This is a genomic window from Streptomyces sp. LN549 (assembly GCF_043203805.1).
Lineage (GTDB): Bacteria > Actinomycetota > Actinomycetes > Streptomycetales > Streptomycetaceae > Streptomyces.
The window spans coordinates 7,743,514-7,757,034 of record NZ_JAZHRI010000002.1; the positions used below are offsets into that span (position 1 = coordinate 7,743,514).

Below are 13,521 nucleotides of genomic sequence, written 5' to 3' on the forward strand. Positions count from 1 at the left end.
ACCGGGCTCTCCCGTACACCCCACGAAGCAGAAGGAACATTCCGTCATGCGCGCAAGACTGGCCCTGCCTGTCGCCCTGATCGCCGCCATCTCCGTCGCCGCCACCGCGTGCCAGTCCTCCTCGGGCAAGGACGGGGCCGACGCTGACGGGAAGGACGTCCCCAAGGCCGCGTCGGCCGCGGTCGACTACAACCCCCAGCCGTACGAGAACGTCAAGGACGGCGGGACGTACACGACGGTCGGCACCTTCGACGACCAGGGCAACCCGTTCAACGTCAATGCCACGCTGACCGCGTCCAGGGTCTGGGGCTGGTACAACGCCGACGCGATCACCTACTCGCCCACCGGTGAGGTGCAGTACAACCCCGACTACTACAGCGACGTGAAGGTCGCGGTCGAGGGCGGCAACCAGAAGGTCACGCTCACGATCAACCCGAAGGCCACCTTCAACGACGGCACACCGATCGACTGGACGGCGATCGACGCCACCTGGAAGGCCAACAACGGCTCGGACAAGGACTTCGCCACGTCGTCCACGGACGGTTACGACCGGATCACCTCGGTCGCGAAGGGCAAGGACGCCAAGCAGGCCGTCATCACCTTCGAGGGTGCCAACGCCGCTTGGTCCACCCTGTTCACCACCTTCCTGCACCCCAAGGCCGCCACCGTCGAGAACTTCAACAAGGCGTACGTGAAGAAGGCCCACCCGGAGTGGGGCGCCGGGCCGTACACCGTCGGCAAGTGGGACACGCACTCCGGCAACATCACCTTTGTCCGCAACCCGAAGTGGTGGGGCAGGAAGGGCAAGCTCGACAAGCGCACCTACGTCAACCTGGAGCCGACCGCGGCGGTCAACGCCTTCAAGAACGGCCAGATCGACTACACCTCCGCCGTCGACGCGGAGAGCCTCAAGCAGGTCAAGGGGCTCAAGGGCACGGAGATCCGCAGTGGCGGCAGCCCCTTCGAGTACTCCCTCTACTTCAACACGAAGTCGGCAGTCCTCTCGGACAAGGCCGTCCGCAAGGCCATCCAGGAGAGCGTCGACCGGGCACAGATCGCGAAGATCCAGTTCCAGGGGCTCGACTACACGGAGCCGTTGCCCGGCTCGGCGGTGCTCTACAGCTTCCAGAAGGGCTACGCGGACAACCTCTCGGCGGTTCTGAAGTATGCGCCGGACGAGGCGAAGAAGACGCTCGACGCGGCGGGCTGGAAGGCAGGCGACGACGGTATCCGGGTCAAGAACGGCAGGAAGCTGGAAGTCGGGTACACGCTCCTGGGCGACGACCCGCTGGGCAAGGCCACCGCGGGCGCCTTCGCCGCGATGCTGAAGCCGGTCGGCATCCATCTCGTCATCAAGAAGGGTGACGACGCGGACTTCTCCAAGATCCTCAGCGACCGCAGGTTCGACCTGTTCCTGTCTGGCAACCGTTCCATGGATCCGTTCGGTGCCCGCTACCTGTGCGATTTCTACTGCTCGGACCGTGACTCCAACCTCACCGGTGCGGGCACCCCGGCGCTGGACAAGGAGATCCGCGCCACCACAGGGATCGCCGACCTGGACGAGCAGGCCGTGGCGGTCAACAAGGTCGAGAAGAAGGCACTCCAGCAGTACGCCTTCCTGCCGCTGTTCAGCGGTCCCTCCACCTACGGAGTGAAGAAGGGCCTGGCCAATGCCGGCGCGACCATCTTCTACACCCCGCTCCCGGAGACGGTCGGCTGGCAGAAGTGACACACGGTCCGGGCAAGCGCCGGGAGTCATAGTCACGGAGCCGGCCGCAGGCATTCGGCGAATGCCTGCGGCCGGCTCCGTCTTTGTCGGTCTCGTCGCTTCGACTCTTGGCCACTTTCCGCGGTGCCCACCGGGCCATGGCTACCGGGGCGAGGGCGTTTTCGCACTCGAGGGCACATCTCCGCCGGATCGCTCAGTGGTATGTACCAAGGTCTTGACACCCGCTTAGTTCACTTCTTAAATCACCTAGTGAACTAAGCGGCTCCACTGCCGCACGCGTTACGTCCCACAGCACCCCACCTCGGTCGGCGCGGCTCTCGCACGCCCCTCGCGCCCTGTGTCTGTCATGTGTATGCCTGTCATATGCATGACAGATTCCCCTTCCTCCCCCTCACGCACCGGAAGGGAGAGTCATGGACTCCCCACGCCGTACGCGGCGCCTGCTGCACTCCGTACTCCCGGTTCTCACTCTTGCCCTGGTCACGACGGCCCTCGCGGGCGGCGGCGGACCCGCATCCGCGTCCCCCGCCCCTGTGGCGGACGCACGGGCGGCGGCTGCCGTGACGACGTTCGCCGACGAGTTCGACGGCGCCGCCGGTTCGGCGGTGAACGGCAGCAAGTGGCAGATCGAGACCGGCGACAACGTCAACAACCACGAGCGGCAGTACTACACGGCCGGCAACAGCAACGCCGCGCTGGACGGCCAGGGCCATCTGGTCATCACCGCGCGCAAGGAGAACCCGAACAACTACCAGTGCTGGTACGGCACCTGTCAGTACACCTCGGCCCGGCTGAACACCTCCGGGAAGTTCACCCAGACCTACGGCCACGTCGAGGCCAGGATGAAGATCCCGCGCGGCCAGGGCATGTGGCCGGCCTTCTGGATGCTGGGCGACGACATCGGACAGGTCGGCTGGCCCAACTCCGGCGAGATCGACATCATGGAGAACGTCGGCTTCGAACCCTCCACCGTCCACGGCACCCTGCACGGCCCCGGCTACTCCGGCTCGGCCGGCATCGGCGCCGGGTACACCCTTGCGAACGGGCAGGCCTTCGCCGACGCCTTCCACACCTTCGCCATCGACTGGGCGCCCGACTCGGTCACCTGGTCCGTCGACGGCAACGTCTACCAGCACCGCACCCCCGCCGACACCGGCTCCAACACCTGGGCCTTCAACAAGCCCTTCTTCCTCATCCTCAACCTCGCCGTCGGCGGATACTGGCCCGGCGACCCCGACGGCAACACCGCCTTCCCCCAGCAACTCGTCGTCGACCACGTCCGCGTCACCACCAGCGACACCCAGCCGACAACGGGCGGACCGATCACCGGCCTGGCCGGCAAGTGTGTGGACGTCGCCGCGGCGGCCACCGCCAACGGCACCCCGGTGCAGCTCTACGACTGCAACGGATCCAACGCCCAGCGGTGGAGCGTGAATGCGGACGGCACGATCCGGGCGCTCGGCAAGTGCCTCGACGTGGCGTCGGGCGGAACCGCCGACGGGACCGCCGTGCAGTTGTGGGACTGCAACGGGTCGGCGGCCCAGCGCTGGGCCGTGAGCGGGGCGCGCGACATCGTCAATCCGCAGGCGGACAAGTGCCTGGACGTCACCGGCAACAACTCGGCCAACGGAACCCGGCTCCAGATCTGGACCTGCTCCGGCACCGCCAACCAGAAGTGGACGGTGAACAGTTGATGAGACATCACCTGTCCGGCAGGCGCGTGCCCGCCGTCCGGGGCCTGCTCGGCGCCGGGGCTGCCGCGGCGCTGCTGGCCGGTCTGACCGGATCGCCCGCCCTGGGTGCCGCCGCGGCGACCGGGCAGATCACGGGACTGGCCGGCAAGTGTATGGACGTAGCCGGGGCGAGCACCGCCAACGGCACTCCGGTGCAGCTCTACGACTGCAACGGAAGCAACGCCCAGCAGTGGGACGTCGGTTCGGACGGGAGCGTCAAGGCTCTGGGCAAGTGCCTGGACGTGACATCGGCAGGGACGGCGGACGGCACCCCGGTCCAGCTGTGGGACTGCAATGGCTCCGCGGCCCAGCGCTGGACCGTCACCGCGGCGCACGACATCGTCAATCCGCAGGCGGACAAGTGCCTGGACGTCACCGGCAACAGTTCCGCCAACGGCTCCCGGCTCCAGATCTGGACCTGCACGGGCGCCGCCAACCAGAAGTGGACCGCACCCACCGGTGGAGGAGACCCGACACCGCCCGCCGGTGCGATGGCCGTCGCCCCCTACCTCTACAACGGCTGGGGCAGCCCGCCCAGCCCGACCACTGTCATGAACGCGACCGGCGTCAAGTGGTTCACCCTCGCCTTCGTCCTCAGCAACGGCTACTGCAACCCGCAGTGGGACGGGGGCAGGCCGCTGACCGGAGGCGTCGACCAGCAGACGGTGAACACCGTCCGGGCCGCGGGCGGCGACGTGATTCCGTCCTTCGGCGGCTGGAGCGGCAACAAGCTGGAGAGCTCCTGCTCCAGCGCGGGTGAGCTGGCCGCCGCGTACCAGAAGGTCATCAACGCCTACGGGCTCAGGGCGATCGACATCGACATCGAGGCCGAGGCGTACGACAGCGCCGCCGTCCAGCAGCGCACCGTCGACGCGCTGAAGACGGTCAAGGCCAACAATCCCGGGCTCAAGGTCTACGTCACCTTCGGCACCGGACAGAACGGCCCCGACGACAGTCTGATCCGCAAGGCCGCCTCGTCCGGGCTGACCGTCGACAGCTGGACGATCATGCCGTTCAACTTCGGCGGGGCGGGCCAGAACATGGGCGCCCTCACCGTCAGCGCGGCCGAAGGGCTGAAGAACACGGTCAAGAGCGCCTACGGCTACTCGGACGACCAGGCCTACCGGCACACCGGCATCTCCTCGATGAACGGCATCACCGACAACAGCGAGACCGTGACGGTCGCGGACTTCCGCACCATCCTCGGGTACGCGCAGCAGCGGCACCTCGCCCGGCTGACCTTCTGGTCGGTCAACCGCGACCGCCCGTGCACCGGCGGCGGCGCCGACACCTGCTCGGGCGTCGCCCAGCAGCCCTGGGACTTCACGAAGGTGTTCGCCCAGTACGCCGGCTGACCGGCAGTCCTGGCGATGACCCGACGGGCCCCTTGGTGCTTGTGCACCAAGGGGCCCCATTCGTCGCTTATCCCCGTGCTCGCCGCCCGAGTGGGCGTTTGATCCGGTATTCCACCCCGGTGTGCGCATCGTGTGTGCGGCCGTTATCCGATCGTCAGTAAAAACCGTCCGCTATGTGGGCACCCCCCTTGCCTTGCGGACTGTATGCGAAATACGGTCTGCGATATTCCTTGATCACCCCCTGGCGGGAGGTAGGCCCTCGTGCGCCGAAAAGCGGTTGCCCTGGTGGCGGTTGCATTGGTGTCCCTCACCTCGGGCTGCGCGTCGCTGCAGTCCTCGGCGACCGAGGTCGGCGGTGTACGGAAAACCGACGACCGGTCCGTACGCGACGGCGGGACACTCACCGTCGCTCTCAACTCCGACCCGGACAAACTCGACCCCACGCTCGCCCAGACCCTCGTCGGCCGCACGGTCTTCGCGGGCATGTGCGAGAAGCTCTACGACATCGACGAGGACGGTGTCGTCGTGCCGCAGCTCGCTGCCGCACTGCCCACCACCTCGGCCGACGGCCGCACCGTCACCCTGAAGGTGCGCCGCGACCTGAAGTTCAGCGACGGCACCCGGCTCGACGCCGCGGCCGTCGTCACCTCTCTGCTGCGCCACCGCGATCTCCCCGGATCCGCCCGTGGCACGGAGCTCGCCCCGGTCACCTCCATCGAGGCCATCGGCCCCGACACGGTCCGGATGAAGCTCAAGCAGCCCTACGTACCGCTCACCGGCGTCCTCGCCGACCGGGCCGGGATGGTGATGTCACCGACCGCGCTCAAGAAGTACGGGAAGAACTTCACCAACCACCCCTCCTGTGTCGGACCCTTCCGCTTCGTCGAGCGGGTCGGCGGCGACCGGATCGTGCTGAAGAAGGACCCGAACTACTACGACGCGGACAAGGTCCACCTCGACGGGGTCGTCTACAAGCCGATCCCCGACGGCAACGTCCGGCTCGCCAACCTGCGCTCAGGCGATCTCCAGGTCGGCGACCAGATGGGCCCCGTCGACGTACAGAGCGCCCTCACCGAGCCGAAGCTCCAGCTCTTCAACTCGCCCTCGCTCGGCTACCAGGGCATCGGCCTCAACGTCGGCAACGTGAAGGGCCTCGGGCAGCAGCCCGGCAAGCTCGACACCCCGATTGCCCGGGACGTCCGTGTCCGGGAGGCCTTCGAGCTCGCGATCGACCGCGACACGCTCAACCAGGTCGTGTTCCAGGGCATGTACGAACCGGCCTGCGGCCCCATTTCGCCGCAGTCCGCCATCGCCCCCGGCGTCAAGGCCGAGGACTGCCCGAAGCGCGACATCGCCAAGGCGAAGAAGCTGCTGAAGGAGGCCGGGGTGAAGACCCCGCTGAAGATCGAGCTCAAGACCTCCACCACCCCCGAACAGGGGCGGGTCGGCCAGGTCCTCCAGGCCATGGTCAAGGAGGCCGGCTTCGACCTCTCGCTGCGGCCCACCGAGTACGCCACCATGCTCTCGGAGACCGACGCCGGGCACTACGACGTCTTCACCAGCGGCTGGTCCGGCCGGCTCGACCCGGACGGCAACGTCTCCAACTTCCTCAAGACCGCAGGCGCCATGAACGCCTACGGACTCGGCGACCCCGAAATCGACAGACTGATCGCGGAGGGCCGCACCGTCGCCGACCCGGCCCGGCGCACCGAGATCTACGACGAGCTCACCCGCCGCGTGCAGGACGCCCACACCCTGATCTACCTCTACCGGCAGAAGAACTACGTCGTCGCCACCAAGGACGTCGCGGGCATCCGCGTCTACGGCGACGGACTGGTCCGGGTCACGAATGCGGGGTACACCCGATGACGAAATACCTGCTGACGCGGTTGCGTCAGTCCCTCATCACGCTCTTCCTGGTCTCCGTCGTGGTCTTCGCCGGAATCCGGGCGCTCCCCGGTGACCCTGCCCTCGCCCTGGCCGGTGAGGAGCGCAGCCCCGAGGCGCTCGCCGCGATCCGTGAGGCGTACGGACTCAACGACAACATCGTCGTGCAGTACGCGCGGTTCATCGGCCACGCCCTCACCGGCGACCTCGGCAACTCCTCCCGTACCGGGCTGCCGGTGGCCGACGCCATCGGACAGGCCCTCCCGGTCACGCTGGAACTGGCCGCGCTGTCCCTGCTGCTCGCCGTGGTCCTCGGCATCGGCGCCGGAGTCGTCGCCGCCGTGCGGCGCGGGAAGCCCGAGGAGTGGATCGCCAACGTCATCGCCCTGATCGGGCTCTCCATCCCGACGTTCTGGCTCGGCATCGTCCTGGTCCTCGGATTCGCCATCGCCGTACCGGTGTTCGCCGCCTCCGGCTACGTCCCCTTCGGTACGGACCCGGTCGACAACCTGCGCCGCATGGTGCTGCCCGCGATCGTGCTCGGCTCCGGGCTCGCCGCCGTCGTGATGCGCCAGACCCGGGCGGCGATGCTCGACTCGCTCTCCGCCGACTATGTCCGCACCGCCCGCGCCAAGGGCCTGTCGAAACGGTCCGTCGTCGGCGGACACGCGCTGCGCAACTCGCTCGTCACCGTCGTGACCGTGCTCGGGCTCCAGCTCGGCCACCTGATCTCCGGCGCCGTCGTCACCGAGCAGATCTTCGTCCTGCCCGGCTTCGGCAAGCTCACCATCGACGCCGTCTTCACCCGTGACTACGCGACGCTGCAGGCCGTGGTGCTCTGCACCTCCGCCGCGTACATCCTCATCAATCTGCTGGTCGACGTGGTCTATTCGGTCATCGACCCGCGCATCCGGCTCGGAGGTGCCCGGTGACCACAGCGACCCCAGCGACCCCAGTGCTCCCCACCGTTTCGCAGCCGGCGAAGAAGCGGACCGGCAACGGACGGCTCCGCGCCCTGCGCAGGAACCGGCTGGCCATGACCGGCGGCATCATCGCCGCCGTGTTCATCCTGGTCGCCCTCCTCGCCCCGCTGATCGCCCCGTACGACCCCTCCCAGCCGGACTTCGGGAACGTCCTCGCCGAACCCGGCGGGGCGCACTGGCTCGGCACCGACGACCTGGGGCGCGACCAGCTCTCCCGCATCGTGTTCGGGGCGCGCGCCTCCATGCAGGTCGGCCTCGTCGCCGTCGTGCTGGCGTTCGTGATCGGCGTACCGCTGGGGCTGGTCGGCGGCTACTACGGGAAGTTCGCCGACGGTGCGATCTCCCGGCTCACCGACACCATGCTGGCGTTCCCGTTCCTGGTGCTCGCCGTCGGTCTCGCCGCCATCCTCGGCCCCTCGCTGACCAACGCGACCATCGCCATCGGCATCTCGCAGATCCCCGCAGTCATCCGCATCACCCGGGCCGAGACCCTGCGGCTCAAGCACGTCGACTACGTCGGCGCGGCGATCGCCAACGGCGGCGGCGACGGGACCGTGCTCTTCCGGCACATCCTGCCCAACGCCACCTCCGCACTGATCGTCCAGGCGACCGTCGGCATTCCCGCCGCCATCATCGGTGAGGCGCTGCTCAGCTTCCTGGGCCTCGGCGTCCAGCCGCCGGACCCGTCCCTCGGCGTGATGCTCTCCGGCGCCCAGTCCTTCCTGGCCCCCGCGCCCTGGCTCGCCGTCTTCCCCGGCCTGGCGATCGTCGCGGCGACCCTGGCCTTCAACCTGCTCGGCGACGGACTGCGGGACGTCCTCGACCCCCGTGGAGGGACCCGATGACCGAGACCGTTCTCGAATCCGTGCGGGGGCCGGTGGGCGAACCGGTCCTGAGCGTCCGCGACCTTTCGGTGTCGTTCCGCTCCGACACCCGGACCGTGCACGCCGTCGACGGCGTCTCCTGGGACCTCCATCCCGGCGAGGTACTCGCCGTCGTGGGGGAGTCGGGCTGCGGCAAGTCCGTCACCTCCATGGCCGTGATGGGGCTGCTGCCGCCCACGGCACACATCGGCGGCTCCATCCGCCTCGGCGGCCGGGAAATGGTTGGCGCGCCGGAGAAGGAGCTCCAGAAGGTCCGCGGCAAGGACATCGCGATGATCTTCCAGGAGCCGATGACCTCGCTCAACCCGGTCCTCACCATCGGCCGCCAGATCGGCGAGGTGCTGCGCAGGCACCAGGGGCTGAACCGGAAGGAGGCCAGGGAGCGGTCCGTGGACCTCCTCGACCTGGTCGGCATCCCCGCCCCGCGCAGCCGCATCGACGAGTACCCGCACCAGCTCTCCGGCGGCATGCGCCAGCGCGTCATGATCGCGATCGCCGTCGCCTGCGACCCCTCGGTCCTCATCGCCGACGAGCCGACCACCGCGCTCGACGTGACCGTGCAGGCCGGCATCCTCGAAGTCCTCCAGTCGCTGCGCGAACGGCTCGGCACCGCGATCGTCCTGGTCACCCACGACCTCGGCGTCGTCGCCGACGCGGCTGACCGGGTGCTGGTGATGTACGCCGGACGCTCCGTCGAACAGGCCCCCGTCCACGACCTGTTCGCTACTGCCCGGCACCCGTACACCAGGGGCCTGCTCGGTGCCGTCCTGCGGCCCGGCGGCGAGGGCAAGCGCCGGCTGCCCGAGATCCCCGGCCTGGTGCCCAGCCTCGACAGCCAGCCCGATGCCTGCACCTTCGCGCCCCGGTGCAGCCGCGCCGACGAAAGGTGCACGGGCGCCCGTCCCGGCTTCGGGTCCGTCGACCCGAGTACGGGCGCGGACGCCGCCCACCGCGCCGCGTGCTGGCACCCGTACGCCGCCGACGAGGCGTCCGACGTCCTCGCGGCCACCTCCGCGGCCCAGCCCGCGCGACCCGACCAGGAGGCCGGAAAGTGACCGCAGCGCAGACCGTCCCCGCCCCGCGCGAAAGCGCCGAGGGCGCCGCGGACCAGCAGCATCCCGTGCTGCGGATCGACTCGATGGAACGGCACTTCGCCGCCTCCGGCGGCGGCACCGTCCGCGCCGTCGACGGTGTCTCGATCACCGTCGGCCGCGGCGAGGTCGTCGGCCTGGTCGGGGAGTCCGGCAGCGGCAAGTCGACCGTCGGCCGCTGCGCCGTACGCCTCGACGAACCCACCGGCGGCACCGTCCACATCAACGGTACGGACATCTCCCACCTGTCCCGCCGTGCCCTGCGCCCCCTGCGCAAGGACTTCCACCTGGTGTTCCAGGACCCCTCGTCCTCGCTCGACCCACGCATGACCATCGGCCAGATCATCGCCGAACCCATCAAGCTGCACCGCCGGGCCCGCGGCGCCGCCGTCCGCGAGCGCGTCGAGGAGCTGCTCGCCCAGGTCGGGCTGCGTCCCGAACACGCCGACCGGCACCCGCACGAGCTCTCCGGCGGCCAGCGCCAACGCATCTCCATCGCCCGCGCGCTCTCCTGCGACCCCGATCTCGTCGTCGCGGACGAACCGACCTCGGCTCTCGACGTCTCCGTGCAGGCCTCCGTCCTCAACCTGCTCGCCGACCTCCAGCGCGACCGCGGCTTCGGCTGCCTGTTCATCACCCACGACCTGGCCGCCGTCGAGTTCCTCGCCGACCGGATCGCCGTGATGTACCTCGGTCAGATCGTCGAACAGGCGCCCACCGCCGAGCTGTTCGCCGCTCCCAAGCACCCCTACACCCAGGCGCTGCTCTCCGCGGCGCCCGTGCCCGACCCGGTGCTCCAGCGTTCCCGCGAGCGCATCGTGCTCCACGGCGAGCTGCCCAGTCCGCTGGACCCTCCGCCCGGCTGCCGCTTCCACACCCGCTGCCCGCTCGCCACCGAACGGTGCCGCACCGAGGTCCCCGCCCTGCGGGAGCTGCCCGGCGGCCGGCAGGTCTCCTGCCACCTCGTCGACGACGACGGAACCGCCCCGGACGCGGCCGTCTGAACCGCGTACGGGGGCGGGCCCCCGTTCCCGGGGCCCGCCCCCGTACGTACGATCCGCAAACGAACCACCACGGACCACAAGAACTCAGCACGCCGCAGCAAGGAGCCGCATCCGTGTTCACCACCCGGCCCACCCTCCAGGGCACCTTCGGCATGGCGTCCTCCACCCACTGGCTCGCCTCGCAGTCCGCGATGGCGGTCCTGGAGGACGGCGGCAACGCCTACGACGCCGCCGTCGCCGCCGGATTCGTCCTGCACGTCGTCGAACCGCACCTCAACGGCCCGGCCGGCGAGGTGCCGATGATCCTGGCGCCCCACGACGGGGACGTCCAGGTCCTCTGCGGCCAGGGCCCCGCCCCGGCCGGTGCCACGGTCGCCCACTACCGCTCGCTGGGCCTTGACCTGGTCCCCGGCACCGGCCCGCTCGCCGCCGCCGTACCGGGCGCCTTCGACGCCTGGATGCTGCTCCTGCGCGACCACGGCACCAAGACCGTCGCCCAGGTGCTGCGGTACGCCATCGGCTACGCCGAGGACGGGCACGCACCCGTCGAGCGCGTCGGCCAGACCGTCGAGACCGTCCGCGAGCTCTTCGAGACCGAGTGGCAGACCTCCGCCGACGTCTACCTGCCCGGCGGCAAGTCCCCGAAGCCGGGCGAGCTGTTCCGCAACCCCGCCCTCGCCGCGACCTGGCGCCGCCTGATCGCCGAGGCCGAGCAGACCGGCGGCGACGACCGCACCGCGCAGATCGAGGCCGCCCGCGCGATCTGGCGCGAGGGCTTCATCGCCGAGGCCCTGGTCCGCCGGGCGGCCGTCCCCACCATGGACACCAGCGGCACCCGCCACACCGGCACCCTCACCGCCGCCGACCTGGCCGGATGGTCCGCGTCGTACGAGGCCCCCGCCACGTACGACTGGAACGGCTGGACGCTGGCCAAGGCCGGCGGCTGGAGCCAGGGCCCCGCCTTCCTCCAGCAGCTCGCCCTGCTCCCCGCCGAGCTGCCGCGGTACGGCTCCGCCGAGTACGTCCACCTGCTCATCGAGGGCTGCAAGCTCGCCATGGCCGACCGGGAGGCCTGGTACGGCGACGCCGCCGAGGTCCCGCTCGACACGCTGCTCTCCGAGCCGTACAACGCTGCCCGCCGCGCCCTGGTCACCGACGAGGCCTCGTACGAGCTCCGCCCGGGCAGCCCCGACGGCCGCACCCCCGTCCTCAGCGAGCACGCCCACGCCGTCGCCGCCGGTGAGTCCGGGTTCGACGCCATGGGCATACCGGCCGCCGGTGTCGGCGAGCCGACGGTCGCGAAGGAAGGCGCCGGCGAGCCGACGGTCGCCAAGGACGGCGCGACCCGCGGCGACACCTGCCACGTCGACGTCGTCGACCGCTGGGGCAACATGGTCTCCGCGACCCCCAGCGGCGGCTGGCTCCAGTCCAACCCGGTCGTGCCCGAGCTCGGCTTCCCGCTCGGCACCCGCCTCCAGATGGCCTGGCTGGACGAGGGCCTGCCGAACTCCCTCACCCCGGGCCGCCGCCCCCGCACCACCCTCACCCCGTCCCTCGCCCTGCGCGACGGCGTCCCGGTCATGGCTTTCGGCACGCCGGGCGGCGACCAGCAGGACCAGTGGCAGCTGCACTTCTTCCTCGCCGTCGCCCTGCGCGCCGAGGTCCGCGGCGGCCTCGACCTCCAGGGCGCCATCGACGCCCCGAACTGGCACAACGACAGCTTCCCCGGCTCGTTCTTCCCGCGCGGGATGCGCCCGGGCAGCGTCACCGTCGAGGAGGGCATGGACCCGGAGGTCGTCGCGGAGCTGCGCCGGCGCGGTCACGACGTCACGGTCGGCGACCCCTGGTCCGAGGGCCGGATGTGCGCGGTCGCCCGGGACCCGGAGACCGGGGTGCTGTCCGCGGCGGCGAACCCGCGGGGCATGCAGGGGTACGCGGTCGGGCGCTGACCGGCCACCGGCCGGCCACGCCCCCGTCATGACCAGGTCGTCGGCGTCCGGGCGGCCCGTGCTTAGCTGGGGGCATGATCGATGACTTCCTTGCCGGGGACCTGACCGAGGTCGAGGCGGCGGTCCGCGCAGCGGCCGCCGCCGAGATCATGCCGCGCTACCGGCAGCTCGCCGCTCACGAGATCGTCGAGAAGAACGGTCCGCACGACCTCGTGACCACCGCGGACCGGCTCGCCGAGGAACACCTCACCGCCGCCCTGAGCCGGCTCCTGCCCGGCTCCGTGGTCGTCGGGGAGGAGGCGGTCCACGCCGACCCGAAGGTGTACGAGGCGCTGAGCGGCGGGGCCCCCGTATGGATCGTCGACCCGGTCGACGGCACCCGCCAGTTCGTCCGCGGTGAACCTGGGTTCTGCACCCTGGTCGCCCTGGCCCACCGCGGCGAGCTGCTGGCCTCCTGGACGTACGCCGCCGCCCTCGACGAGATGGCCGTCGCGGTCCGCGGCCGGGGGGCCACGCTCAACGGCGCCCCGATACGTTCGGGCTCGCCCGCGCCCGACGCCGTACTGCAGGTGGCCATGTCGCACCCCGACTACACCACCGACGCACAGAAGCAGGCTCTGCTGGGCCTGCGCACCGAAGACATCGACGCCCGCCCCTGCGGTTCGGCCGGCCTCGAATACCTCGCCGTCGCCCGCGGCGACCTGGACGCGCTCGCCTTCAACTGGGAGTACGCCTGGGACCACGCGGCGGGGCTCCTCCTGGTCACCGAGGCGGGCGGCGCGCAGGCCACGCTGTCCGGCGCGCCGTTCCGTATCGCCGGCGGCAACGATCTGCCCTTCACCGCGGCCCGGGACCGTGCGACGGCCGAGCGCATCCTGGCCGCGCTGCGCGCCGGGGCCTGAGCAG

At 70.4% G+C, this 13,521-nt stretch carries 10 protein-coding genes; all 10 read left to right on the forward strand.

The genetic code is table 11. The features are described 5' to 3' along the window. The first annotated feature begins 46 nt into the window (after positions 1 to 46). The gene (locus tag SH922_RS34440) at positions 47 to 1,729 is read left to right on the forward strand and encodes an ABC transporter family substrate-binding protein (RefSeq protein ID WP_393062473.1); all 1,683 of its coding nucleotides are present in this window, start codon (positions 47 to 49) and stop codon (positions 1,727 to 1,729) included. Between the two features lie 413 nt (positions 1,730 to 2,142). After that, entirely contained in the window at positions 2,143 to 3,423 is a 1,281-nt protein-coding gene (locus SH922_RS34445) for a lectin (RefSeq protein WP_393062474.1), read from the forward strand. Then, a complete protein-coding gene (locus SH922_RS34450) occupies positions 3,423 to 4,817 on the forward strand; it encodes a ricin-type beta-trefoil lectin domain protein (RefSeq protein ID WP_393062475.1) in 1,395 nt (464 codons plus the stop codon). The genes SH922_RS34445 and SH922_RS34450 overlap by 1 nt, the downstream gene beginning before the upstream one ends. 285 nt (positions 4,818 to 5,102) lie before the next feature. Beyond that, positions 5,103 to 6,686 carry an ABC transporter substrate-binding protein gene (locus tag SH922_RS34455; protein ID WP_393062476.1) on the forward strand — a complete coding sequence of 528 codons (1,584 nt, stop codon included), beginning with the start codon at positions 5,103 to 5,105 and terminating at the stop codon, positions 6,684 to 6,686. Further along, positions 6,683 to 7,636, forward strand: a complete 954-nt coding sequence (locus SH922_RS34460) for an ABC transporter permease (protein WP_328897292.1) — start codon at positions 6,683 to 6,685, stop codon at positions 7,634 to 7,636. Before SH922_RS34455 ends, SH922_RS34460 begins: the two co-directional genes overlap by 4 nt. Beyond that, positions 7,633 to 8,532 carry an ABC transporter permease gene (locus SH922_RS34465; protein WP_393062477.1) on the forward strand — a complete coding sequence of 300 codons (900 nt, stop codon included), beginning with the start codon at positions 7,633 to 7,635 and terminating at the stop codon, positions 8,530 to 8,532. Before SH922_RS34460 ends, SH922_RS34465 begins: the two co-directional genes overlap by 4 nt. Continuing rightward, positions 8,529 to 9,626 carry an ABC transporter ATP-binding protein gene (locus tag SH922_RS34470; RefSeq protein WP_393062478.1) on the forward strand — a complete coding sequence of 366 codons (1,098 nt, stop codon included), beginning with the start codon at positions 8,529 to 8,531 and terminating at the stop codon, positions 9,624 to 9,626. Before SH922_RS34465 ends, SH922_RS34470 begins: the two co-directional genes overlap by 4 nt. A gap of 83 nt (positions 9,627 to 9,709) precedes the next feature. Continuing rightward, positions 9,710 to 10,666, forward strand: a complete 957-nt coding sequence (locus SH922_RS34475) for an ABC transporter ATP-binding protein (protein ID WP_393063768.1) — start codon at positions 9,710 to 9,712, stop codon at positions 10,664 to 10,666. Between the two features lie 113 nt (positions 10,667 to 10,779). After that, positions 10,780 to 12,615 (forward strand): gamma-glutamyltransferase family protein, encoded by a 1,836-nt coding sequence (locus SH922_RS34480; protein ID WP_393062479.1) that lies wholly within the window; start codon positions 10,780 to 10,782, stop codon positions 12,613 to 12,615. Between the two features lie 74 nt (positions 12,616 to 12,689). Beyond that, entirely contained in the window at positions 12,690 to 13,517 is an 828-nt protein-coding gene (locus tag SH922_RS34485) for an inositol monophosphatase family protein (RefSeq protein ID WP_393062480.1), read from the forward strand. Positions 13,518 to 13,521 lie beyond the last annotated feature (4 nt).

Bases quoted from the DNA above. Each gene is read 5' to 3' on its own strand.
- SH922_RS34485 (WP_393062480.1), top strand. From the start codon at position 12,690: ATGATCGATGACTTCCTTGCCGGGGACCTGACCGAGGTCGAGGCGGCG.
- SH922_RS34460 (WP_328897292.1), top strand. From the start codon at position 6,683: ATGACGAAATACCTGCTGACGCGGTTGCGTCAGTCCCTCATCACGCTC.
- SH922_RS34450 (WP_393062475.1), top strand. From the start codon at position 3,423: ATGAGACATCACCTGTCCGGCAGGCGCGTGCCCGCCGTCCGGGGCCTG.
- SH922_RS34440 (WP_393062473.1), top strand. From the start codon at position 47: ATGCGCGCAAGACTGGCCCTGCCTGTCGCCCTGATCGCCGCCATCTCC.
- SH922_RS34475 (WP_393063768.1), top strand. From the start codon at position 9,710: ATGGAACGGCACTTCGCCGCCTCCGGCGGCGGCACCGTCCGCGCCGTC.
- SH922_RS34470 (WP_393062478.1), top strand. From the start codon at position 8,529: ATGACCGAGACCGTTCTCGAATCCGTGCGGGGGCCGGTGGGCGAACCG.
- SH922_RS34445 (WP_393062474.1), top strand. From the start codon at position 2,143: ATGGACTCCCCACGCCGTACGCGGCGCCTGCTGCACTCCGTACTCCCG.